Source organism: Nocardia sp. NPDC056952, from assembly GCF_042674185.1.
Classification (GTDB): Bacteria; Actinomycetota; Actinomycetes; order Mycobacteriales; family Mycobacteriaceae; genus Nocardia.
On sequence record NZ_JBHURA010000001.1, the window covers coordinates 298,375 to 320,433 of the forward strand.

24 protein-coding genes are annotated in these 22,059 nt (G+C 68.7%); 17 read left to right on the plus strand and 7 right to left on the minus strand.

What is annotated here, in order from left to right; translation table 11 throughout:
• Window positions 1-56 precede the first annotated feature (56 nt).
• Entirely contained in the window at window positions 57-1,400 is a 1,344-nt protein-coding gene (locus ACFTS5_RS01300; protein ID WP_378626544.1) for a M16 family metallopeptidase, read from the plus strand.
• 27 nt (window positions 1,401-1,427) lie between these two features.
• On the opposite strand, the gene ACFTS5_RS01305 is transcribed toward ACFTS5_RS01300, so the two are convergent.
• Window positions 1,428-1,790: an ArsR/SmtB family transcription factor gene (locus tag ACFTS5_RS01305; RefSeq protein ID WP_378626545.1), complete on the minus strand. Its 363-nt coding sequence runs from the start codon at window positions 1,788-1,790 to the stop codon at window positions 1,428-1,430.
• Window positions 1,791-1,897: 107 nt separating this feature from the next.
• Here ACFTS5_RS01305 and ACFTS5_RS01310 point away from each other — a divergent pair, with 107 nt between their 5' ends.
• Complete coding sequence (locus ACFTS5_RS01310) at window positions 1,898-3,091, plus strand: MFS transporter (RefSeq protein WP_378628261.1); 1,194 nt, start codon at window positions 1,898-1,900, stop codon at window positions 3,089-3,091.
• A 42-nt stretch (window positions 3,092-3,133) separates the two neighbouring features.
• On the opposite strand, the gene ACFTS5_RS01315 is transcribed toward ACFTS5_RS01310, so the two are convergent.
• Window positions 3,134-3,529: a VOC family protein gene (locus ACFTS5_RS01315; RefSeq protein ID WP_364411883.1), complete on the minus strand. Its 396-nt coding sequence runs from the start codon at window positions 3,527-3,529 to the stop codon at window positions 3,134-3,136.
• A 134-nt stretch (window positions 3,530-3,663) separates the two neighbouring features.
• On the opposite strand from ACFTS5_RS01315, the gene ACFTS5_RS01320 reads away from it, so the two are divergent.
• From ACFTS5_RS01320 to ACFTS5_RS01355, 8 genes are all read left to right on the plus strand, one after another.
• Window positions 3,664-4,770 (plus strand): alcohol dehydrogenase catalytic domain-containing protein, encoded by a 1,107-nt coding sequence (locus tag ACFTS5_RS01320; RefSeq protein WP_378626547.1) that lies wholly within the window; start codon window positions 3,664-3,666, stop codon window positions 4,768-4,770.
• A gap of 98 nt (window positions 4,771-4,868) precedes the next feature.
• Complete coding sequence (gene dapB / locus ACFTS5_RS01325; protein WP_378626548.1) at window positions 4,869-5,615, plus strand: 4-hydroxy-tetrahydrodipicolinate reductase; 747 nt, start codon at window positions 4,869-4,871, stop codon at window positions 5,613-5,615.
• The gene (locus ACFTS5_RS01330) at window positions 5,612-6,109 is read left to right on the plus strand and encodes a hypothetical protein (RefSeq protein ID WP_378626550.1); all 498 of its coding nucleotides are present in this window, start codon (window positions 5,612-5,614) and stop codon (window positions 6,107-6,109) included. Before dapB ends, ACFTS5_RS01330 begins: the two co-directional genes overlap by 4 nt.
• Window positions 6,110-6,116: 7 nt before the next feature.
• Complete coding sequence (locus ACFTS5_RS01335; RefSeq protein ID WP_378626551.1) at window positions 6,117-6,569, plus strand: flavodoxin family protein; 453 nt, start codon at window positions 6,117-6,119, stop codon at window positions 6,567-6,569.
• A 110-nt stretch (window positions 6,570-6,679) separates the two neighbouring features.
• A complete protein-coding gene (locus tag ACFTS5_RS01340; protein WP_378626553.1) occupies window positions 6,680-7,369 on the plus strand; it encodes a response regulator in 690 nt (229 codons plus the stop codon).
• The gene (locus tag ACFTS5_RS01345) at window positions 7,366-8,580 is read left to right on the plus strand and encodes a sensor histidine kinase (RefSeq protein WP_378626554.1); all 1,215 of its coding nucleotides are present in this window, start codon (window positions 7,366-7,368) and stop codon (window positions 8,578-8,580) included. The genes ACFTS5_RS01340 and ACFTS5_RS01345 overlap by 4 nt, the downstream gene beginning before the upstream one ends.
• Complete coding sequence (locus ACFTS5_RS01350; protein WP_378626555.1) at window positions 8,580-9,605, plus strand: hypothetical protein; 1,026 nt, start codon at window positions 8,580-8,582, stop codon at window positions 9,603-9,605. Before ACFTS5_RS01345 ends, ACFTS5_RS01350 begins: the two co-directional genes overlap by 1 nt.
• Window positions 9,606-9,645: 40 nt before the next feature.
• Window positions 9,646-10,845 (plus strand): winged helix-turn-helix domain-containing protein, encoded by a 1,200-nt coding sequence (locus ACFTS5_RS01355; protein ID WP_378626556.1) that lies wholly within the window; start codon window positions 9,646-9,648, stop codon window positions 10,843-10,845.
• 13 nt (window positions 10,846-10,858) lie between these two features.
• Here the strand turns inward: ACFTS5_RS01355 and ACFTS5_RS01360 are convergent, their stop codons facing one another.
• The gene (locus tag ACFTS5_RS01360; protein WP_378626558.1) at window positions 10,859-11,305 is read right to left on the minus strand and encodes a hypothetical protein; all 447 of its coding nucleotides are present in this window, start codon (window positions 11,303-11,305) and stop codon (window positions 10,859-10,861) included.
• Window positions 11,306-11,419: 114 nt separating this feature from the next.
• On the opposite strand from ACFTS5_RS01360, the gene dapA reads away from it, so the two are divergent.
• Window positions 11,420-12,328, plus strand: coding sequence for a 4-hydroxy-tetrahydrodipicolinate synthase (gene dapA / locus ACFTS5_RS01365; protein WP_358062402.1), 909 nt, complete (start codon window positions 11,420-11,422; stop codon window positions 12,326-12,328).
• Window positions 12,325-14,427 (plus strand): RNase J family beta-CASP ribonuclease, encoded by a 2,103-nt coding sequence (locus ACFTS5_RS01370; RefSeq protein ID WP_378626560.1) that lies wholly within the window; start codon window positions 12,325-12,327, stop codon window positions 14,425-14,427. Before dapA ends, ACFTS5_RS01370 begins: the two co-directional genes overlap by 4 nt.
• Window positions 14,428-14,515: 88 nt before the next feature.
• On the opposite strand, the gene ACFTS5_RS01375 is transcribed toward ACFTS5_RS01370, so the two are convergent.
• Together ACFTS5_RS01375 and ACFTS5_RS01380 are read right to left on the minus strand one after the other, a co-directional pair.
• Window positions 14,516-15,070 (minus strand): hypothetical protein, encoded by a 555-nt coding sequence (locus ACFTS5_RS01375; protein ID WP_378626561.1) that lies wholly within the window; start codon window positions 15,068-15,070, stop codon window positions 14,516-14,518.
• 34 nt (window positions 15,071-15,104) lie between these two features.
• On the minus strand, window positions 15,105-15,488 hold the full coding sequence (locus tag ACFTS5_RS01380) for a DUF4189 domain-containing protein (protein WP_378628262.1): 384 nt from the start codon (window positions 15,486-15,488) through the stop codon (window positions 15,105-15,107).
• Between the two features lie 297 nt (window positions 15,489-15,785).
• On the opposite strand from ACFTS5_RS01380, the gene ACFTS5_RS01385 reads away from it, so the two are divergent.
• From ACFTS5_RS01385 to ACFTS5_RS01395, 3 genes are all read left to right on the plus strand, one after another.
• Window positions 15,786-18,332 (plus strand): DNA translocase FtsK, encoded by a 2,547-nt coding sequence (locus ACFTS5_RS01385; RefSeq protein ID WP_378626562.1) that lies wholly within the window; start codon window positions 15,786-15,788, stop codon window positions 18,330-18,332.
• Window positions 18,333-18,586: 254 nt separating this feature from the next.
• Window positions 18,587-18,766, plus strand: a complete 180-nt coding sequence (locus ACFTS5_RS01390; protein WP_378626564.1) for a hypothetical protein — start codon at window positions 18,587-18,589, stop codon at window positions 18,764-18,766.
• Window positions 18,757-19,734, plus strand: a complete 978-nt coding sequence (locus ACFTS5_RS01395; RefSeq protein WP_378626566.1) for a TerC family protein — start codon at window positions 18,757-18,759, stop codon at window positions 19,732-19,734. Before ACFTS5_RS01390 ends, ACFTS5_RS01395 begins: the two co-directional genes overlap by 10 nt.
• Window positions 19,735-19,800: 66 nt before the next feature.
• On the opposite strand, the gene ACFTS5_RS01400 is transcribed toward ACFTS5_RS01395, so the two are convergent.
• Both ACFTS5_RS01400 and ACFTS5_RS01405 read right to left on the minus strand, forming a co-directional pair.
• Complete coding sequence (locus ACFTS5_RS01400; protein WP_378626567.1) at window positions 19,801-20,085, minus strand: YciI family protein; 285 nt, start codon at window positions 20,083-20,085, stop codon at window positions 19,801-19,803.
• Window positions 20,086-20,113: 28 nt separating this feature from the next.
• Window positions 20,114-20,680, minus strand: coding sequence for an amino-acid N-acetyltransferase (locus ACFTS5_RS01405; RefSeq protein ID WP_378626568.1), 567 nt, complete (start codon window positions 20,678-20,680; stop codon window positions 20,114-20,116).
• 255 nt (window positions 20,681-20,935) lie between these two features.
• On the opposite strand from ACFTS5_RS01405, the gene pgsA reads away from it, so the two are divergent.
• The gene (gene pgsA, locus ACFTS5_RS01410) at window positions 20,936-21,571 is read left to right on the plus strand and encodes a CDP-diacylglycerol--glycerol-3-phosphate 3-phosphatidyltransferase (protein ID WP_378626570.1); all 636 of its coding nucleotides are present in this window, start codon (window positions 20,936-20,938) and stop codon (window positions 21,569-21,571) included.
• Complete coding sequence (locus tag ACFTS5_RS01415; protein ID WP_378626571.1) at window positions 21,568-22,059, plus strand: CinA family protein; 492 nt, start codon at window positions 21,568-21,570, stop codon at window positions 22,057-22,059. Before pgsA ends, ACFTS5_RS01415 begins: the two co-directional genes overlap by 4 nt.

Consider the following 22,059-nt stretch of genomic DNA (forward strand, 5'->3'; position numbering starts at 1 on the left):
AGCTCCCGTTCGAGAGGTTGAGGAACCATGCCAGCACAGCCGTCCGGTGGGATCGGGTGACGAAGCCGAAGTTGACCGAGTCGAATACCGAATCCGCTGACGATGTCTCCACCGGGGGAGTGCGCCGCACCGTGCTTCCCGGTGGCCTTCGCGTGGTCACCGAACACGTGCCCGGCGTGCGCTCCGCCTCCATCGGGGTGTGGGTAGGCGTCGGTTCGCGCGACGAGGGCCCCACCGTGGCCGGCGCCGCGCACTTCCTCGAACACCTGCTGTTCAAGGCGACGCCCACGCGCACCGCCCTCGACATCGCGCAGTCCATGGACGCGGTCGGCGGTGAGCTCAACGCGTTCACCGCCAAGGAACAGACCTGCTACTACGCCCACGTCATCGACGAGGACCTGCCGCTCGCGGTGGACCTCGTCTCGGATGTGGTGCTCAACGGTCTGTGCCGCGCGATCGACGTCGACGTGGAGCGCCAGGTGGTCCTGGAAGAGATCGCGATGCGCGACGACGACCCCGAAGACCTGGTCGCCGACTCCTTCCTCACCGCCATGTTCGGCGACCACCCGATCGGGCGCCCGGTGATCGGCAGCGTCGAATCCATCGAGAACATGCAGGCAACCCAGCTGCGCGGCTTCCATCAGCGCCGCTACCGGCCCGAGCGCATGGTCGTCGCGGTGGCGGGCAACGTGGAGCACGAACGCGTCGTGGAACTGGTGCACCGCGCGTTCGGGCCACACCTGGACACCGCCGCCGAGCCCGCGCCGCGCCGCGAAGGGAGGTTCCGCGCGCAGGGCGCACCCGGCCTGATCAGGATCAACCGCGACAGCGAACAGACCCACCTCGCCTTCGGCGTGCGGGCGTTCGGCAGGCACGAAGGTCAACAGCGCTGGCCGCTGTCGATCCTCAACACCATCGTCGGCGGCGGTCTGAGTTCGCGCCTGTTCCAGCGCATCCGGGAAGAACGTGGCCTGGCCTACTCGGTGTACTCGAGCGTCGACACCTTCGCCGACACCGGCGCGTTCTCGGTCTCGCTCGGCTGCCAGCCCGAAAACCTCGGCCAGGTCGCGATATTGGCACGCGGCGTGCTCGACGAAGTCGCTGCCAACGGTGTCACCGATGCCGAATGCGCCAGGGCCAAGGGCTCTTTGCGCGGCGGACTGGTCTTGGGCCTCGAGGACTCGGCCTCGCGGATGAACCGCATCGGCCGCAGCGAACTCAGCTACGGCAACCACCGCAGCGTCTCGGCGACGCTGGCGCGCATCGACGCCGTCACCACTGACGAGGTCAGCGAGATCGCCCGAACCCTGCTCGCCCGTCCTTACGGTGCCGCGGTGTCGGGCCCGTACCAGCGCACCCGCGATCTGCCCGCCTCGGTGCGAAAGCTCGTCGAACGCTGAGCGATTCGGCTCCCGCTGTCCGGGCGATCAGCGCAAGGACCGCTCGTCGCGGTGGGTGGCATCCGCGTCCACGCGGTTGGCGGCGTCGACGATCGAGGGGAGCAGGCCGGGCAGGGCGTGCTCCACGGCGTCGGTGCGCAGTGTCTGGAAGGTCTGACCGTCGATGGTGAGCCGTTCGATCAGGCCCGCTTCGCGCAGGATCTTGAAGTGGTGGGTCGCGGTGGATTTGTTGATCGCGTCGTAGAGCGCCGCACAGCGGACGGGGGCGGCCGCGTTGCTCAGCCGACGGACCATCTCCAGGCGGACGGGGTCGTGGAGGGCGCCGAGGACGGTGGGGAGCGCGGCCACGGGTATGGTCGGCGCCGGGGTCAGATCTTTAGCCTGTGTCATGAGTTACCTCACTCGGGGGTTTGATAGTCATCATACTCGGCGTAGCCTGATCATCGTTCGATGGTTATCAAACTCTGCTGATGGGGGCTGCTGTGGCAGCGACAACGATGGCGCCGGTCGAGGCCGGGCAGCGCTGGGCGTACGGGCTAGTCCTGGCCGCGAGCGCGGTGGCGCTCGGGGTTTCCGGGGCGCCCGCTCCGCTCTACGGGATCTATGAGACCGAGTGGCATCTGTCCCCGCTGACCACGACCATGGTCTTCGCCGTCTATGCCTTCGCGGCGCTCGGCGCGGTGCTGGTCTCCGGCCGGATCTCCGATGTGGTCGGCCGCAAGCCGGTGATGATCGGCGCCTTCGCCACCATGATCCTCGGGCTGGTCGTCTTCCTGCTCGCCGATTCGGTGCCGATGTTGTTGCTGGCCAGGGCATTGCACGGGGCAGCCGTCGGCGCCACCGTCGTCGCGGGCGCGGCGGCGCTGCTGGATCTGCGGCCCGAGCGTGGTGCGCGATCCGGGCAGCTCAGTGGCGTGGCGTTCAACGTCGGCATCGCGGTGGCGGTCCTCGGCACCGCGGTCCTGGCGCAGTACGCGCCCTCGCCGCTGCGCACGCCGTACGTCGTGATCGCCGCGGTGTGCCTCGCCGCGGGGGCGGGCATCCTCGCGCTGCGTGAACCACACACCGCTCGCGTGAAGGCGCGCATCACCATCGCGAAACCGTCTGTCCCGCACGAGATCAGGGCCGACTTCTGGTTCTCCGCGATCGGCGTGATGGCCGCCTGGTCGGTGCTGGGCGTGCTGCTGTCGCTGTACCCGTCGCTGGCCGCGGCGGAGACCGGCATGCACAACCTGGTGTTCGGCGGCGTCGTCGTCGCGAGCACCGCGCTGTCCGCGGCCCTGGCGCAGCTGTTCGCCACCCGCATCCCGGCCCGGCGCGCCGCGGTGATCGGCGACCTCGGCATGGCCGCGTCGCTGCTGGCCACCATCCCGGCGCTGGCCACGAAACAGCCCGCCGTCGTGATCGTGGCGGGCCTGGTGCTCGGCGCCACGTTCGGGCTCGGATTCGGCGGCTCGCTGCGGCACCTCGCCGAAGTGGTTCCGCACGATCGCCGCGGCGAAACCATGTCGGCCTACTACCTGCTGGCCTATTCGGCGATGGCGCTGCCGACCCTCGCGGCGGGCTGGGCGGCGACGACCTGGGGGATCGCGACGGTGTTCCCGTGGTTCATCGTGATCGTCTCGGTGGCGTGTGTCTGCGCCGCGCTGCTCGGACTGCGCGGGACCAGGGCCGCCACGCGAACGGCGTAGAACGCAGGCCGGTCCCGAGGGAATCGGGACCGGCCTGGGCACTCACTCGGGCCAACCGCCGTACGGAACGGTGATCAGTTCCAGGAAGTGGCCGTTGGGGTCGAGGAAATAGACACCGCGACCACCGTCGTTGTGATTGATCTCGTTGACCCCGTGTTGCTGCGGGTCGGCCCAATGGTCCAGCTTGTAGCGCTGGATCTTGGCGTAGGCCGCGTCGAACTCGGCCTCGGAGACCAGGAACGCGTAGTGCTGCGGCTGGATCTCGGAAACGAAGGGCGGGACCTTGGCGAAATCGAAGGCCGCACCGTGATCGAGGGCGATCGGAATGAACGGCCCCCACTCTTTTCCTACGTCCAACCCGAGGATGTCCGCCCAGAACTCGGCGGTCTCCCGATTATCGCGGCATCCGACAATGGTGTGATTGAACTGCACTGACAGGGGATTTCTCCTTGTTCGTGATGGCGCCGACCCTGGGCACGGTACGAGGCGGCCGACAGGAGCACCATCACCGAGATCGAGGTTAGCGACAGATCCCGGAACCTGTAAAGGGCACTCGCGGTAGCGTCGCGAGCATGAAGATTCGTGGAGCCGTTCTGGAACGGATCGCCGATCCGGCGCCGTTCGCCGATTCGCAGCCCATCACGGTGTGTGACCTGGAATTGGCCGAACCGGGTCGGGGCGAACTGCTGGTGCGCATCGAAGCGGCCGGCCTGTGCCATTCGGATCTGTCTGTGGTGGACGGCAATCGGGTGCGTCCGGTGCCCATGCTGCTCGGCCACGAAGCCGCCGGCATCGTCGAATCGGTGGGCGCCGGCGTCACCGATGTGGCCCCTGGGCAGCGGGTCGTGATGACGTTCCTGCCGCGCTGCGGCGACTGCGCGGGCTGTGCGAGCAACGGACGCACGCCGTGCGGGCCGGGCAGTGTGGCCAACAACGCGGGCGAACTGCTCGGCGGCGGGCGACGGCTGACCCGCGACGGCGAGGTGGTGCAGCACCATCTCGGCGTCTCCGGCTTCGCCACGCACGCGGTGGTGGACCGGCGCTCGGTCGTCCCGGTCGACGACGACGTGCCGCCCGAAGTGGCGGCGGTGCTCGGCTGCGCGGTGCTCACCGGCGGCGGCGCTTTGCTCAACGCCGCGAAACCCGGTGCGGGCGACCGGATCATGGTGGTCGGGCTCGGTGGCGTCGGGATGGCGGCGGTGCTCGTCGCGGTATCGCTCGGTCTCGGTGAGGTGATCGCCGTCGACACGGTTCCCGAAAAGCTCTCGCTGGCCCGCGAATTCGGTGCGACCGTGGCCTGCACGCCGGGCGAGGTCGCCGAGCAGGGCGTGCAGGCCGACGTGGTGATCGAAGCGGCGGGCAACGTCCGCGCGTTCGAAACCGCCGTCGCCGCAACAGTACCCGGTGGCGTCACCGTGACGGTGGGCCTGCCGGCCCCGACCGCCACCGCCACCATCTCGCCACTGGCGCTGGTGGCACAGGGCCGCACCATCATCGGCAGCTACCTCGGCTCGGCTGTTCCCGACCGTGACATCCCCGAATACGTGCGGCGGTGGCGCGAGGGCAAGCTGCCGCTGGAACGGCTCGTCTCGGCTCGCATCGGACTCGACCAGGTGAACCAGGCGATGGACGATCTCGCGGCGGGCGCGGCGCTACGACAGGTGATCGTCTTCGACTGACGCCTCGGCCTGCCCGATGGTGTGAGGTCGGCGCCGAGGTCCCACGGGCTGCTCGATAGGCTTCGACGAGCAAGCTGAGTCGAGGACGAGGAGATGCGGTGACCATTCGGGTCGGAGTGCTCGGAGCACGCGGCAAGGTCGGGCAGGCGATCTGCGCGGCGGTGGAGGCGGCGCCCGATCTGGAGCTGGTGGCGCAGGTCGACAAGGGTGACGCGCTCGAGACGTTCACCGAGGCGGACACCCAGGTGGTCGTCGATTTCACCCACCCCGATGTGGTGATGGGCAACCTGAAGTTCCTGATCGAGAACGGCATCCACGCCGTCGTCGGCACCACCGGCTTCGACGAGGGGCGCCTCGCCGACGTGCGCGGGCAGCTGGCGCAGCGGCCCGAGGTGGGCGTGCTGATCGCGCCGAACTTCGCCATCGGCGCTGTGCTGTCGATGCGTTTCGCCGAGCAGGCGGCGCGGTTCTTCGACTCGGTCGAGGTCATCGAGCTGCACCACCCGAACAAGGCCGACGCCCCCTCGGGCACCGCCTACCGCACCGCCGCGGTGATCGCCGCGGCTCGCGCCGAGGCCGGGGTGGGGATCAGCCCCGACGCCACCACCACCGAACTCGAGGGTGCCCGCGGCGCCGATGTCGACGGTGTGCGCGTGCATTCGGTGCGTCTGGCCGGGCTCGTCGCCCACCAGGAGGTGCTGTTCGGCACCCAGGGCGAGACCCTGACCATCCGCCACGACTCCATCGACCGGTCCTCGTTCGCACCGGGCGTGCTGCTCGGGGTGCGCGAGATCGCCGGACGGCCGGGTCTGACCGTCGGGCTCGACCCGTTCCTGGATCTGTGAGCGACTCCGGCGCGCAGCGACCCGATCGGCAGGTCCTGAAAACCGTTGCGGTCGTGGTGTTTCTGGTCATCGCGCTGCTGTTCTACTTCGTGCGGCTCGGCGGGCTCGCCATCGCCTACATCGCCGACGGCGGGTTCGCGGGTATCGCGATCGGCATCGGCATGCTGCTGCTGCCCGTCGTCGGTCTCTGGATCCTGTGGGCGACCTTGAGCGCGGCGTTCGCGCATCAACGGCTGGCCCGGCGTATCCACGAGGAAGGCCTGGAGGTCGACACCTCGCAACTGCCGCGCCGACCCTCGGGCCGGATCGAACGCGACGCGGCCGACGCCCTGTTCGCACAGATCAAGACCGAATGGGAAGCCGACCCGGACAACTGGCGCTCTTCCTACCGGCTGGCCCGCGCCTACGACTACGCAGGCGACCGGGGCCGCGCCCGCGACACCATGCGCCGCGCGGTGGCACTGGAAAAACTGGAACGCGACCCAGGAGAGTAGCGAGCCCATGGCCCGGTTGCTGATCATCCACCACACCCCCTCGCCGCACACCCAGGCGATGTTCGAAGCGGTCCTCGCCGGGGCGAGCGACCCGGAGATCGAGGGGGTCGAGGTGGTGCGCCGGGCCGCGCTGGCGGTGACCGCCGTCGACGTGCTCGACGCCGACGGCTACCTGCTCGGCACCCCGGCCAACCTCGGCTACATGAGCGGTGCCCTCAAACACGCCTTCGACACCATCTACTACCCGTGCCTCGACTCGACCGGCGGACGGCCCTACGGGCTCTACCTGCACGGCAACGAAGGCACCGAAGGCGCCGAGAGCAGCGTGGAGCGGATCACCACCGGTCTGGGCTGGCAGCGCGCCGCCGATACGGTCGTGGTCTCGGGACCGCCGAGCAAGGCCGATCTCGAGAAATGCTGGGAACTGGGCGCGACCATCGCCGCTGGTCTGATGGAATAGCTGATCGCGACAGCGGACCCGCCCCGAATTTTGGTGGGCTGACACGCGGGCTCGGGATGCGGTAGAACTCGACCGACGTGTTGCGGGCTGGCCGCGGTGGGTGTTCGAGGATGGGGAGTGGTCGGGTGAGCGAGTTGGCGCAGACGCGCACGGTGCGGCGGGTCGGACTGGTGGAGGACCACGAGTCCGTGGCGATCGGGCTGGCGGCCATGCTCGGCCCCGAACCTGACCTGGAACTGGTGGCGGTGGCGGAGTCCGTCGCCGGGCTGCTGGCCGAGACCACCGATCTCGATCTCGTCGTCCTCGATCTGCGCCTGCCCGACGGCTCGACGCCCGAGGACAATGTCACCGCGCTGCGTGAACGCGACATCGAGGTGCTGGTGTTCACCGGCGCCGACAACGCCTTCCTGGTCCGCTCCGCCGCCAAAGCGGGCGTGCTCGGGGTGCTGCGCAAGTCCGAGAGTGTGGCGACCGTGGTCGAGGCGGTGCGCCGGGCCGCGTCGGGGGAGCAGGTGGTGACCACCGACTGGGCCGCCGCCATCGACGGCGATCCGAAGCTCTCCGACGTCGGGCTCAGCCCGCGTCAGGAGGAAGTGCTGATGCTGTACGCCTCGGGTGAGAAGGCCTCGCGGGTGGCCCGGCTGACCGGTCTGTCGGAACAGACCGTCAACGACTACCTCGGCCGCATCCGGCAGAAGTACGCCGACGCGGGCCGACCCGCGCCCACCAAGACCGATCTGTACAAACGGGCCGTCGAGGACGGATGGCTGCCCGTGCCGGAAAGGCAGCAGCGCACGTGACCGATCTCGCGGTCGCGACGGCGCCCGCACCGGTCGGCGACGTCGAATTCTCGCGCGCGGCGACCGACCAGATCCTGCGCAGGCTCGGGCTGGTGATCGGGACCGGCGCCACGATGGTGATGGTGCTGGAACTGCCCGCGGTGCTGGTGCAGCCGATCAATCAGTCGGTGTGGCCGGAACTGCATCTGATGTCGGCGTATCTGATGTTCGGTGTGCTGGCGATCGTGTCGGCGCGCGGCCCCGCCGCGGCGATCCGGCGCACCGCCGCCGCAGCCGCCGTGTGCTATCTCGCGGCCACCGTGGCGACGCCGCTGGTGTACTCGGTGGTGCACATCGGTTCGTTCGCTTCGTGGCCCTATCGAGGGCTCGCTGTCGGCGTGCTGGCCGCGGGTCTGGCGTGGCCGCGACGTGGTGCGGCCGCGTTCGCGGCCCTGCTCGCGGTGGTTACCAGTGTGTCGAATGCCCTTGTGGTGCCGGACAGTTCGATGTGGGCGTTGTTCGGCGACATCACCAGGGCGCTCGGCGTAGCCGCGCTGTTCCTGTGGTGCGTGGTGTACGCGCGTGCCGCCGCCGAACGTGTCGACCGGGAAGCGGTCCGGCAGCGCAGCCGGGCGGCGGCGGTCGCGGCGACCTCGGCCAGGGAACGCGAGGGCGCGCGTTTCGCGGCGCTCATCCACGACGCGGTGCTGTCGACGCTGCTGGAGGCCTCGCGGGCGCAGCAGTCCTCGCCGGTGCTGCGCAACCAGGCCGCGCGCACCCTCGAACAGCTCGAGCTGTCGCGGACCGCGCCCGAAATCGACCACCTCGACGCCGCCGCGGCGATCGAATTCCTGCGCGAGGCGGTGTGCGAGGTGGAATCGGAGATCCCGGTGCAGGTGTCCTCGCGGCGCGCGGCCGATCTGTGCCTGCCGATCGAGGCCGCGCAGGTGCTCGGGGCCGCGCTCTCGGAGGCGGTGCGCAACAGCGTGCGTCATGCCGACGTCCCCGGTCGGACGGTGCGGCGCGGTGTGTCGGTCACCATCGCGACCGGCGGCATCCGGGTGGTGCTGTCCGATGACGGCGCCGGGTTCGACCCAGCGCGGGTGTCGGCCGATCGGATGGGGATCGCGGGCAGCATCCTGGGCCGGATGCGCGCGCTCGCCGGTGGCGCGGCGTTCGTGGAATCGGCGCCGGGCGCGGGAACCGTGGTGACGCTGGTGTGGGGTAGCTGATGGTCGATCGGGATCTGCCGTTCGCGATGCGCGATCTGTTCGGCCTCAGCGACGGCACGGCGTGGCTGTTCGTGGTGATCTTCGAAGCCACCATCGTGATGTACCTGCGGGTGAATTTCGATATCGCCCCGCCGGCGGCCGCGGCCGCCGCGCTGGTGCTGATGGCAGTGGCCGCGCTGGTGGTGCTGGTGTTCCCCGTGGACCCGCTGCCGTGGCCCGCCACGATCTTCGTGGCGTGTGCCGGACCTGCGGCGATGGCGCTCACCGTGCCGTGGCTCGAGAGTTCGTCGGGATTCGCCCACCAGCTGTGGACCGCCTATCCGACGTCGTATCTGCTGGCGATGCTGGTGCTGCGCGGGCGGATCGTGTCGGCCTGGCTCGGCGTAGCGGCCGCCGCGACGGTGCTGGTGACGATGGGAGTGTTCACCAGTTGGCACCCCGAAACCGTGGTGCGCGCGCTGACGCCGGTCGCCACCGTCGGCGCGGTGACGGTGTTCATGTCGATCGTGCGGCCCACCCAGCGTTCGCTGCGGGAACTGCGCAGCGAGGCCAATCGACGCGCGGCGACCGAGGCCGCGCTGGCCGCGGCCAACGCCGAGCGTGATCGTCAGCTGGGAGCCCTCGACCGGGTGGCCGGGCCCCTGCTCGCCCGCATCGCGGCCGGAATCGAGCTCACCGACACCGAACGCGAACAGTGCAGGCTGCTCGAAGCCGAACTGCGCGACGGTCTCCGGGCGCCGCAGCTGGTCACCGATCGGCTCAGCGCCGCCGCTCGGGGGGCGCGATCGCGCGGCGTCGAGGTCACCCTGCTCGACGACGGCGGCTTCCTCGGGGTACCGGAATGGGTGCGCCACCACGTGATCGAGGCCGCGGTCGACGAACTCGACATGGCGGGAGCGGGCTCGGTGACCGTGCGCGTGCTGCCGGTCGGCAGACGCTGGGTGGCGACCGTGCTGGCCGCCGCGCCGGGCGGGGATCGGCGGACCGAGATCGACACCGCGGGCGAGGTCCGGGTCTCCACCTGAGCGCCGAAAACCTGTCGGACCCCTGTGTCAGGCTGAGCAGATGCAGCGGATGAATGCGGCGCAGGCCCGTCGAACGGCGCTGGCCGCGCAGGGCTTCGGCAAGCGAAGGCCGACCAACCCGAAGCGTCGGGCCGTGCTCGATGTCGTCGCCAGAACCCGTCTGCTGCAAATAGATTCGGTCTCCGCTGTGGTCCGCGCGCACTACGCGCCGGTGTTCAGCCGGATCGGCCCCTACGATCGCAGCCTGCTCGACGGCGCCGCCTGGAGCGACAGCGCCAAGGCGCGACGGGGGCTGGTGGAGTACTGGGCGCACGAGGCGGCACTGATCCCGGTCGCCGACTGGCCGCTGATGCGCTGGCGGATGCGGGAGTACCGGCACGGGCGCTGGTCGGGGATGCGCAAGATCGTCGAACGAAATCCCACGCTGGGCAAGGACATTCTCGATGTCGTGACCGAGGTGGGCGCGGCGAGCGCGGGAGAGATCGAACGTCATCTGGAACTGGACAAGCCGCGGCCGAAGGGGACCTGGTGGAACCTGAGCGATACGAAGATGATCTGCGAGCAGCTCTTCGCCGCCGGTGAGCTGTCCACCGCCCGCCGGGTCGGGTTCACCCGGCACTACGACCTCACCGAACGGGTCGTCCCGGCCGATGTACGCGACCGGGAGATCGCCGAGGACGATGCCGTGCGCGAGCTGATCCGCCGGTCCAGCCGGGCCCTGGGGATCGGCACCGAGGCCGACCTGCGCGACTACTACCGCCTGGCCCGGCGCCAGAGCGCTCCGGCGATCGCCGACCTGGTCGACGCGGGCGAACTACTACCCGTTGATGTCGACGGCTGGGACGCGCCCGCCTACCTGCACCCGGAGGCCGCCACCCCGCGCCGGATCACCGGGACCGCGCTGCTGTGCCCGTTCGATCCGCTGATCTTCTTCCGCCCACGCACCCAGCGGGTCTTCGACTTCCACTACCGCATCGAGATCTACACCCCCGAACCCAAACGGGTGCACGGCTATTACGTCTTCCCCCTGCTCGTCGACGGCAAGCTCGTCGGCCGGGTGGATCTGCGCGCCGAACGCGCCACCGGCCGACTGCTCGCCCCCGGCGCGTTCGCCGAACCCGGCTACGCGACCGTCGAGACCGCCGAGGCCTTGCGTGGGGCCCTGCGGGAAATGGCCGACTGGCTCGAACTCGACGAAGTCGTTATCGGCGAACGCGGCGACCTGGCTCCACTGCTGTGATCTCGGACGCCGTCTACCAGCCCTTGCCGCCGTATCCGCGCATCTGATCCTTCAACGCGCCACTGACGGCACCGGAGAGCCAGGAGTTGAGCGACTGCCCGTTCTGCTGGGCCGCTTCCTCCGCGCGGGACTTGAGCTGTTCGACCAAGCGCAGGGTCACCCGGCTGATGTCGCCGGTCATTTCCTCGAAAGTCTGGGGTTCCTCCGCGCCCGACGGCGTGTTCTTGCGCACGTCGGCCTTCGCCTCCGTACCTTCCAGGCGGACGTGCACGGTGCGGTCACCGAGTTCGGTACTGATCTCGGCGGCCAGTTCCGACAGCGCCGACAGCAGCACCAGGCGGCTCGAACTCTCCACCGCGGCGGCGAGGGCGGCGGCGGTGGCCTGCGTTTTCTCGTCGCCGAGCGCGGCGGCGGCGATCAGTTCCTCGCGCAAACGCGCGGTATGAGCATTCAGATCCATGACATCATTGTGACGTCATATGTGACATCACGCAAGGTGAAAAACACCCACCGGCAGCCGCTTCGGGCGCTAGGGTGTCGAGGCGCATCCGGCGACCGGGTAGCCTTTCTGACCATGACGAACGGTGAATCGACGCCAACGGAGCTGCGCGCGTCCGGCACGGTAGGTGTCGCGATGGTGACCCCCTTCAGCGCTGCGGGCAAGCTCGACGTCGATGCCGGTGTCGCACTGGCGGCACACCTGGTCGACCGTGGGGTCGACCTGCTGATCATCTCGGGTACCACCGGCGAATCGCCGACCACGACCGAAACCGAGAAGCACGATCTGCTGCGGGCGGTCGTCGACGGCGTCGGCGACCGGGCCACCGTGGTCGCGGGCGCGGGTACCTACGACACCGCGCACTCGATCGAACTGGCGCGTGCCGCGGAGAACGCGGGCGCGCACGGTCTGCTCGTGGTGACCCCGTATTACTCGCGGCCCACACAGGAGGGTCTGATCGCGCATTTCACCGCGGTCGCCGACGCCACCGCGCTGCCGATCACGCTCTACGACATTCCACCGAGGTCGGTGGTGCCTATCGCCATCGACACGATCCGGCGCCTTGCCGAGCATCCCAACATCGTCGCGGTGAAGGATGCCAAGGGCGATCTCGTCTCCGGAGCCGATCTCATCGCGACCACCGATCTGGATTTCTACTCCGGTGACGACGGACTGAATCTCCCCTGGCTCTCGGTCGGTGCGGTCGGATTCATCAGCGTCATCGGACACCTCGTGCCGGAGCGACTGCGCGAGATCCACCACGCCTACACCACCGGTGACGTGGCCAGGGCGCGAGAGATCAACGCGACACTACTGCCGCTGTACGCGGCCATGACCCGCCTGGGAGGTGTGGCGATGTGTAAGGGAGGACTCCGATTGCTCGGCATCGACGTAGGTGAGCCCCGATTGCCCCAGCTGATGCCGACGCAGGCACAGCTAGAGGAGCTGGCGCTGGACCTGCAGGCCGCGGGGGTGTCGGCATGACCGAACCCGTAGCCCGTAAGCCCCGACGCCGGTCGGCATCGCGTGCCGCCGGTGCGCCAGAGCCGACGCCGGTGGAGACCGCGCAAGCCGCGGTGCAGAAAGTGGTAGCGCCCGAGCAAGCCCCCGTGGCGCAGGAACCGGCGATCGCCGAACCGATCGCGGAGGTCACCGCGGAGGCGAACCTGGCCGGTAACGCCGAAGTGGGCACCGACCTGCTCGGCGTCGCCGAAGAGCGGGTGACCGCGAAGAAGACGGCGCCGCGACGCGCGAGGACCAAGCCGGCTACCGAAGCCAAGGGCAAGCAGGCCGAGGCCAAGAGCAAGCCCGCCGCCGAGCAGTCCCGCGGCGGTGGCCGTGGCAGGCAGGGCGGTGGACGCGGTCGAGGTTCGGCGCCGGTCGCCGAGCCGCGCGAGAAGGCTGCCCACGACAAGCTGGGCCCGCCGCCGAAGCTGGTGAAGAACGGCCTTCGCCTGTTCGCCCTGGGCGGTATCGGCGAAATCGGCCGCAACATGACGGTGTTCGAATACGGCGGCAAGCTGCTGATCGTCGACTGCGGTGTGCTGTTCCCCGAGGACCAGCAGCCCGGTGTCGACCTGATCCTGCCGGACTTCGGGCCCATCGAGGACCGGATGGCCGACGTCGAGGCCATCGTGCTCACCCACGGCCACGAGGACCACATCGGTGCCGTGCCGTTCCTGCTGCGCCTGCGCCAGGACATCCCGGTGATCGGCGCCAAGTTCACCCTCGCGCTGGTCGCGGCCAAGGCTCGCGAGCACCGGTTGCAGCCCAAGCTGCGCGAGGTCGCCGAGGGCGAGACCACGGTGCACGGCCCGTTCGAGCTCGAGTACTTCGCGGTCAACCACTCGATTCCCGACGCGCTGGCCGTGGCCATCCGCACCGGTGCCGGCGTCGTCCTGCACACCGGCGACATCAAGCTCGACCAGCTGCCCCTCGACGGCCGCCTCACCGACCTGGCCGGTTTCTCCCGCCTCGGCGACGAAGGTGTCGACCTGTTCCTGGTCGACTCCACCAACGCCGAGGTTCCCGGCTTCGTCACCCCCGAGCGCGAGATCGGTGGCGTGCTCGACAATGTGATCGGCAAGGCCACCAACCGCGTCATCGTGGCGTCGTTCGCCAGCCACGTGCACCGCATCCAGCAGGTCGTCGACGTCGCGCAGAAGTACAACCGCAAGGTCTGCTTCGTCGGCCGCTCGATGGTCCGCAACATGGAGATCGCGCAGGACCTCGGCTACCTCACGGTGCCCGACAACGTCGTGGTCACCCTCGATCAGGCCGCGAACCTGCCCGGTAATCGCCTGGTGCTGATCTCCACCGGCTCCCAGGGCGAGCCGCTCTCGGCGCTGTCACGGATGGCACGAGGCGAGCACCGGCAGATCAACATCCGCGCCGACGACCTGGTGGTGCTGGCGTCCTCGCTGATCCCCGGCAACGAGAACTCGGTGTTCGCCGTGGTCAACGGCCTGGCCAGGCTCGGCGCGACCGTGATCACCCAGCAGAACGCGAAGGTGCACGTCTCCGGGCACGCTTCCGCCGGTGAGCTGCTGTATCTGTACAACGCGGTGCGCCCGACCAACGCCATGCCCGTGCACGGCGAATGGCGGCACCTGCGCGCCAACGCCGCGCTGGCCGTGGCGACCGGTGTGCCCGAGGAACGGGTCATGCTGGCGGAGGACGGCGTGGTGGTCGACCTGGTCGACGGCATCGCCTCCATCGTCGGCCGTGTGCCGGTCGGACACGTCTACGTCGACGGCCTCTCGGTCGGTGATGTCGGCGAATCGACCCTGTCGGACCGCCTGGTCCTGGGCGAGGGTGGGTTCATCTCGATCACCATCGTCATCGACTCCACCACCGGCAAGGCGGTGAGCACGCCCGAGCTCAACGGGCGCGGCTTCTCCGACGACCGGACCGCGCTCGACGGCGCGAACGAACTGGTCGAGGCGGAGCTGCTGCGCCTGGCCGGTGAGGGCATCACCGACACCCACCGCATCGCCCAGGGCGTGCGCCGGGTGGTCGGCCGCTGGGTCGCCGACGTCTACCGTCGTCGTCCGATGATCGTGCCGACGGTCGTCGCCGTCTGATCGAGAGATCAACAGATCAACTGAAAACCGCTGGGCGACAATGTCGCCCAGCGGTTTTCTTGATATTCGGACCGATTCGGACCGGGTCTCAGGCCTGGCAGGCCGCGGAGTCGAGTTGCGCCGACTTCACGATGTTGCACGCGAACACGTGCGACACCTTCCAGGAATCGTCCTCGGCGACGAAGTCGACGAAGGCGTCCTTGACCGGGGCGCCGTCGATGGTGACATCGGCGTTCGCCTTGAGCTTGCCGTCGGCGGGGTCGCCGACGGTGGTGATGGCGACTTTGACGTTGTTCTGCTTGGCCGCCTCGACGAACTTGTCGACCAGCATCGGATCCTGGTCGGCGTCCTCGATATAGGTCTTCTTCTCGTCACCGGTGAGCTGACCCGCGAGGGCCTTGTTCAACCGGGCGTTCAGCTCGGCGGCGGTCGGCTTGGGCAGGTTGGGCACCGTGGTGGCCGCGGGCTCGCCGCCCTCTTCCTTGCCCGACTTGGCGTCGCCCGTTTCGAAGGCGCCGCCCTTGGCGGTGGTGGTTGCCGCGCCGGTGCTGGTCGAGTCGGCGTCGGAACTGCACGCGCTGAGGCCGAGCGCCGCGACGATCGCGACGAGAACGGCAGCGTATTTCACTGGACGGTTGTTCACTACAACTCCCATGATCATGGTCGAAACGGTCGGGCTAGAGCTGGTAGCCGCTGGTGCAGTTCCAGTGCTTGATGTAGGCGTTGCCCGGATTGTTGTTCAGCGCTTCGCGTTTCGCGCCGCCGATCGTCGACGCGGAGCCGTAGCTCCACCACCCGCGCGAGATCGCGATGGCTCCACACCCGTTGCGGTAGGACACCTTCACGTCGCACCCGCCACCGCCACCGCCACGCAGGCAGGCCGACATGGCACCGGCCTCGGCATCGGCGTAGCTGCCGTAGTCGGTGGCGTATCCGTAAACCCCCGGTTTGACCGACACCGCGATGGCGCCGTAGTTGCCCGACTGCGCCTGGGCCGGTGCGATGTGCCCCGCGAACACTGCGGCTGCGGTGGCACCCAGCACGGCCGCGCTGGTGAGCATTCTCTTCACTTGTAGCGTCCCCTTCATCTGCACGGGTCGACGACCCGATAGAGCGCAGTCAACGTACCGAGGGTTACGGCGCCCGCGCTAGCCTCACGAGCCCGCGCACGCCCGAATCAGTGGCGATCGACAAGGATTCCGTAAGTTCGGGCCCGCGAAACGCGGTCCCCGGCGAGATTTCCCCACGCTGACCGGGGCGCTGCGACCTGCGCATCCACCCTGGATCACCGCGGCGAGCACGGTGGGACCAGTGTTGCGGATGGTCTCGGAGGTGTTCGAGCGGCTAGCCTGATGGTCATGGCAGGTAAGTCCCGCAGCACCACGACCTCTCGTGCGCGGGCGGGATCGACCAGGGGGCAGACGCCGGCGGCGCGGTCTCGTTCGGCGACCCCGCGAGCGACGGCGGCTCCGCGTGGGCGCACCACGCCCGTACGCAGGCCGGTCAAACGCGCCTCCAACACCGCACCGCTGGCGGTGATCAGCCGCGGGATCGGGAGCGGTTGGACCATGCTGGCGCGCGGCGTCGGCGCCACCACCCGCACGCTGAGCCGGGCGGGCGACCTGGACCACGGGCACCGGCGCGACGGCATCGGCCTGGCGCTCATCGCGTTGAGCGCGATCATCGCCGCCGCGATGTGGCTGTCGGCGGGCGGGCCGGTCGGCCGTTTCCTCGAAGACATCGTCCGGGCGATCGCCGGTTCCGCGGCCGCGCTGGCGCCGATTCTGCTGGTCGCGCTCGCGGTGGTGCTGATGCGCACCGAACCACATCCGGAGATCCGGCCACGGCTGGTCCTCGGTGGGCTACTCGTCGTGCTTCCCGCTCTGGGGATCTGGCACCTGGCGGCCGGTTCCCCCACCGACGCGGACGGCCGCGCCACCGCGGCAGGCGCGCTCGGCTATGCGATCGGCGGACCGCTCGGCCAGGGCCTCACGCCGTGGCTCGCGCTGCCGATCCTGTTGCTGGCCATGATGTTCGGCGTCTTGCTGCTCACCGGAACCACGGTGCGCGAGGTGCCTGCCAAGCTGCGCGAATACTTCGGCCTCGGCGAATACGCCGATGACAGCGACCCCTACGACCCGGCCAACTACGACGCCGACGGATTCCCGGTGCACCGCAACCGAACCCGTCGCCGTGGCCGCAACCCCGACGACAACTACCCGCCCGACGAGTTCGGCGGCTCCGACGCGGTCACCGAATCACTGGGCGAACCGCCGCTGCGCGATGCCAAGCCGATCGAGGAACCGCCCGCGCCCGCACCGAAACCGGCGCGCAAGCGGCCAGTGGTCAAGCCGGTCGACCAGACCCCGCCGCCGCCACCGGAACCGGAGTTCGTCACCGATCGGGTCGTCGACGGCGACTACACGCTGCCCCCGCTGACACTGCTGCTCGACGGCGACCCGCCCAAGAAGCGTTCCGCGGCCAACGAATCGATGATCGAGGCGATCACCGAAGTCCTGGTGCAGTTCAAGATCGACGCCGCGGTCACCGGGTTCGTGCGTGGCCCCACCGTCACTCGCTACGAGGTGGAGCTCGGTCCCGGCGTCAAGGTCGAGAAGATCACCGCGCTGGCCCGCAACCTCGCCTACGCCGTCGCCACCGAGAACGTCCGCCTGCTCGCGCCCATCCCCGGTAAGTCGGCCGTGGGCATCGAAGTGCCCAATGCCGACCGCGAATTGGTGCGCCTGGCCGACGTCCTGAAATCGCCGCACACCCGCAACGATCACCATCCGCTGGTGATCGGTCTCGGCAAGAACATCGAGGGCGAGTTCGTCTCGGCGAACCTGGCCAAGATGCCGCACTTGCTGGTGGCCGGTTCCACCGGTTCCGGTAAGTCGAGTTTCGTGAACTCGATGCTGATCTCGCTGCTGCACCGGGCCACCCCCGAGGAGGTCAGGATGATCCTGATCGACCCGAAGATGGTGGAGCTCACGCCGTACGAGGGCATTCCGCACCTGATCACGCCCATCATCACCCAGCCGAAGAAGGCCGCCGCCGCGCTGGCCTGGCTGGTCGAGGAGATGGAGCAGCGCTACCAGGACATGCAGGCCAACAAGGTCCGCCACATCGACGACTTCAACAAGAACGTGCGATCGGGCAAGATCACCGCGCCACTGGGCAGCGAACGTGTCTACCGGCCCTACCCGTACATCCTGGCCATCGTCGACGAGCTCGCCGACCTGATGATGACCGCCCCGCGCGACGTGGAGGACGCGATCGTACGGATCACCCAGAAGGCGCGCGCCGCCGGTATCCACCTGGTGCTGGCCACCCAGCGCCCCTCGGTGGACGTGGTGACCGGTCTGATCAAGACCAATGTGCCCTCGCGGCTGGCGTTCGCCACCTCCTCGCTCACCGACTCGCGCGTCATCCTGGACCAGCCGGGCGCGGAGAAACTGATCGGCATGGGCGACGGCCTGTTCCTGCCGATGGGTCAGGGCAAGCCGACCCGGTTGCAGGGCGCGTTCATCTCCGACGAGGAGATCCAGGCCGTCGTCGAGTTCAGCAAGACCCAGGCCGAACCCGAGTACCAGGAGGGCGTCACCGCGGCCAAGGCCGGCGAGGTCAAGGACGTCGACCCCGATATCGGCGACGACATGGACGTGCTGCTGCAAGCGGTGGAGCTGGTGGTCACCTCACAGTTCGGTTCGACCTCCATGCTGCAGCGCAAGCTGCGCGTCGGCTTCGCCAAGGCGGGCCGGTTGATGGACCTGATGGAAACGCGCGGCGTGGTCGGGCCCAGCGAGGGCTCCAAGGCGCGCGACGTACTCATCAAGCCCGACGAATTGGACGGGTTGCTGTGGTCGATCCGTGGCGGCGATCCCGGTGCGTCCGAGGACGAGTGACGCCGTTCCCGGTTTGCTCTGACCGTGCCGGAAGCAGGCGGCGACGAACGAGGAGGGACCTGGCACGGCTCATGGTCGGAAACGGCCCGGGGTCGGGCGAAAATCGCCTGTCAGGCGATGAAGCGGGCGCGCGCGAGGCGGGTACCCGGCTTCACGGCACCGGGGCTGTGCCGGTGCATCGCGGTGGGGCGCTGGTTCTGCGCGGTGGATTCGTACACGGCTGGCTCCTCTCGGTGCTGTGGTCGGGGTATGCGGTGACGGTAGCAGCGGTCGCGAACGGGCGAAAGCGCTTTTCCGTGTGCGCGGCGGGTGCGTCGGCCGCCGATGTGTGTGAAATCATGACGGGCAATCGTTCCGCAAAGCCGACTGAAACGGACAATTCGGGCATGATGGGCGACATGAACTTCATCGATCGGACCACCACATGCAGGTGACCACGCTCGAGTGGGTGATCACCGGACTGGTGATCCTCGGCCTGTTCGTCTTCGACTTCTTCGCCCACGTGCGCACCCCGCACGAGCCCACCTTCAAGGAATCCGGCATCTGGTCGGCCGTCTACATCAGCTTGGCGCTGCTGTTCGGCCTGTTCGTCGCCTGGAAATGGGGCGGCACGTTCTCGGGGGAGTACTACGCGGGCTTCGTGACCGAGAAAGCGCTCTCGGTCGACAACCTGTTCATCTTCCTCATCATCATGAGTACCTTCGCCGTGCCGCGGATCTACCAGCAGAAGGTGCTGCTGATCGGCATCGTGCTGGCGCTGGCGATGCGCGGTGTGTTCATCGCGGTCGGCGCGGCCGCGATCAGCGCGTACAGCTGGGTGTTCTACCTGTTCGGCGCGTTCCTGATCTACACCGCGATCAACCTGCTGCGCGAGAGCGGGCACGAGGTCGAACAGGAGCAGAAGCGCGACAGCTACATCGTCTCGCTGGCCAAACGGATCCTGCCCACCACCGACGAGTACGACGGCGACAAGCTCGTCACCCGGATCAACGGTAAACGCGTGGTGACGCCGCTACTGCTCGCACTGCTGGCGATCGGTTTCGCCGACCTGCTGTTCGCGCTGGACTCGATTCCGGCGATCTACGGTCTCACCGAGGAGCCGTACCTGGTGTTCACCGCCAACGCCTTCGCGTTGATGGGTCTGCGTCAGCTGTACTTCCTCATCGGCGGGCTGCTCGACCGCCTGGTGTACCTGTCCTACGGCCTGGCCGCGATTCTGGCGTTCATCGGCGTGAAGCTGGTGCTGCACGCGCTGCACGAGAACACGCTGTCGTTCATCAACGGCGGTGAGCACGTGAGCGTCCCGGAGATCTCCACGGCGGTCTCGCTGAGCGTGATCATCGGCATTCTGATCATCGCGACAGTGGCGAGCCTGCTGCGTACCCGCCGCACCAACGCCTGACACAAGCCGACGAACGGCGCTGCCCGGAACCGCAGGGTTCCGGGCAGTGCTGTATCCGGGTGTCGGCTACTCGGCGAAGGCGCCCATCACGGGCAGCCACTCGACCGCACGGACGGCGTCGATCAGCCCCAGTTTCGCGAACGGATCGTTGGTCAGCAGTTCGGTCAGCGAGGGCGCGTCCTCGGCGCGGAACAGCAGCAGCGCGCCCGAACCGTCGGGGTAGGGCCCGCTGCTGAGCACCGTGCCCGCGTCGACGAGCGCGTTCAGCCAGCCGCGATGCTCGGGTCGGTTGGTCGCGCGGTCGGCCGCCGTCGCATCGGAGTAGGTGTAGTGGACAGCGAAGATCGGCACAGTCGATCACTTTCTCGCGAGGGATTCTCTACAGGGTCAGCAGCATGCGGGTATTGCCGAGGGTGTTCGGCTTGACGAAGCTGAGGTCGAGGAATTCGGCGACACCGGTGTCGTAGGAGCGGCACATCTCCGCGTACACCTCGGCGGTGACGGGCGTGCCGTCGATCTCGACGAACCCGTGCCTGCCGAAGAAGTCCACCTCGAAAGTGAGCACGAACACACGCTGCAACTGCAGTTCGCGGGCGACGGTGACCAGATGCTCGACCACCGCGCCGCCGACTCCGCGGCCCTTGACGACGGGATCGACTGCGACAGTGCGTACTTCGCCCAGATCGGCCCACAGGACGTGCAACGCGCCACAGCCGACGACCTGCCCGTCGAGCTCGGCGACCCAGAACTCCTGCACCGATTCGTACAGGGTGACCAGGTTCTTCTCGAGCAGGATGCGGCCCGCGTACTCGTCGACGAGGCGCTTGATCTCGGGGACATCGGAGGTTCGCGCTCGTCGGACGACCACGCCGGAAACAGGCGCCACAGTGGGCGCGGCAGGATGCGCGTCGCTGGTCGAACCGCTCAAGGGTCCCCGTGAGGTCATGGGTGCACAGTAGTCGGCCGGGTTACCGATAGTCTGAACATGTGCCGCACATCCTGTCGTTCCGCTCCTCGCATCGCGCCGGGCTCGACGACCGGATCGCGCGGCACCGATCGTGCGAGCAAACAGCTCGCGAAACCGTTGGATTTCGGCGCAGTGCCGGTGAGTGCCGAGAGGGCAGCGCATGAACGGTCAGCGCATGGAGGCGGTAGCTCGAGTGGTCACGCGAGGCGTCCGGTCATGCCACGAGGACAGGGCATGAGCGTGCGACCCGAAGAGATCGATCGTGGGTCGAGTGCGGTGACGCCGATGCACGGGGTGGTGGAGACCCAGGTTCCGCTGCTCAATATCGCCAACGTGCTGACCATCGCGCGCATCGTGCTGGTGCCGCTGTTCGTGCTGGCGCTGTTCGCCGAGGGCGGGCACGACACCCGCTGGCGGGTCATCGCCGCGGCGGTCTTCGGCCTGGCCGCGATCACCGACCGCTTCGACGGGCAACTGGCCCGCAAATACGGGTTGGTCACCGATTTCGGCAAGCTCGCCGACCCCATCGCGGACAAGGCGCTGATCGGCGCCGCGCTGATCGGGCTCTCGGTGCTCGGTGACTTGCCGTGGTGGATCACCCTGGTCATCTGCGGCCGCGAAATCGGCATCACGCTGCTGCGGCTGGTGGTCGTGCGGCGCGGGGTGATCCCGGCCGGACGCGGCGGCAAGCTCAAAACGCTGGTGCAGTCGGTGGCGATCGCGCTGCTGGTGCTGCCGCTGTCGGGTGTCTTCGCCACCGCGGGCATGTGGCTGATGTACCTGGCCGTGGCGCTGACGGTGGTCACCGGTGTGGACTATGTGGGGCAGGCGGCCAGGGTGTGGCTGGCGGGTGGACGGTCGCGCTCGTGAGTGATCCGCTCGTCGACGGTGCGCCGGTCGCCGAACTGGTCGAGGCCCTGAACACGGCGGGTCAGACCGTCGCCACGGCCGAATCGCTCACCGCGGGTCTGCTCGCTGCGACGGTGGCGGGAGTTCCCGGTGCGAGCGCGGTGCTGCGGGGCGGCTTGATCGTCTACGCCACCGACCTCAAGAGCCGTCTGGCCCGCGTCGACGACGAGCTGCTCCGCACCGATGGACCGGTCGCCGCCTCGACCGCCGAACAGCTCGCTGTGGGGGCGCGCGAGCAGTGTGGCGCGGACTGGGGTCTGGGATTGACCGGGGTCGCCGGACCCGATTCCCAGGACGGGCATCCCGTCGGCACGGTATACCTCGGGTTGGCCGGTCCACATCACAGCGAAGTGGTCCGGTTGAAACTGCACGGTGACCGGTGGACGATCAGACTCGGTGCGGTGCACAGTGCGGTGCGGGAGTTGCTGCGCTGTGTCAGTGTGAAGTAG

Coding starts and splice junctions, on each gene's coding strand:
- ACFTS5_RS01360 (WP_378626558.1), bottom strand. CDS start 11,305: ATGGATCTGAATGCTCATACCGCGCGTTTGCGCGAGGAACTGATCGCC.
- ACFTS5_RS01370 (WP_378626560.1), top strand. CDS start 12,325: ATGACCGAACCCGTAGCCCGTAAGCCCCGACGCCGGTCGGCATCGCGT.
- ACFTS5_RS01380 (WP_378628262.1), bottom strand. CDS start 15,488: ATGCTCACCAGCGCGGCCGTGCTGGGTGCCACCGCAGCCGCAGTGTTC.
- ACFTS5_RS01385 (WP_378626562.1), top strand. CDS start 15,786: ATGGCAGGTAAGTCCCGCAGCACCACGACCTCTCGTGCGCGGGCGGGA.
- pgsA (WP_378626570.1), top strand. CDS start 20,936: ATGAGCGTGCGACCCGAAGAGATCGATCGTGGGTCGAGTGCGGTGACG.
- ACFTS5_RS01340 (WP_378626553.1), top strand. CDS start 6,680: ATGGGGAGTGGTCGGGTGAGCGAGTTGGCGCAGACGCGCACGGTGCGG.
- ACFTS5_RS01305 (WP_378626545.1), bottom strand. CDS start 1,790: ATGACACAGGCTAAAGATCTGACCCCGGCGCCGACCATACCCGTGGCC.
- dapA (WP_358062402.1), top strand. CDS start 11,420: ATGACGAACGGTGAATCGACGCCAACGGAGCTGCGCGCGTCCGGCACG.
- ACFTS5_RS01395 (WP_378626566.1), top strand. CDS start 18,757: ATGCAGGTGACCACGCTCGAGTGGGTGATCACCGGACTGGTGATCCTC.
- ACFTS5_RS01350 (WP_378626555.1), top strand. CDS start 8,580: ATGGTCGATCGGGATCTGCCGTTCGCGATGCGCGATCTGTTCGGCCTC.
- ACFTS5_RS01405 (WP_378626568.1), bottom strand. CDS start 20,680: ATGACCTCACGGGGACCCTTGAGCGGTTCGACCAGCGACGCGCATCCT.
- ACFTS5_RS01310 (WP_378628261.1), top strand. CDS start 1,898: ATGGCGCCGGTCGAGGCCGGGCAGCGCTGGGCGTACGGGCTAGTCCTG.
- ACFTS5_RS01335 (WP_378626551.1), top strand. CDS start 6,117: ATGGCCCGGTTGCTGATCATCCACCACACCCCCTCGCCGCACACCCAG.
- ACFTS5_RS01320 (WP_378626547.1), top strand. CDS start 3,664: ATGAAGATTCGTGGAGCCGTTCTGGAACGGATCGCCGATCCGGCGCCG.
- ACFTS5_RS01355 (WP_378626556.1), top strand. CDS start 9,646: ATGCAGCGGATGAATGCGGCGCAGGCCCGTCGAACGGCGCTGGCCGCG.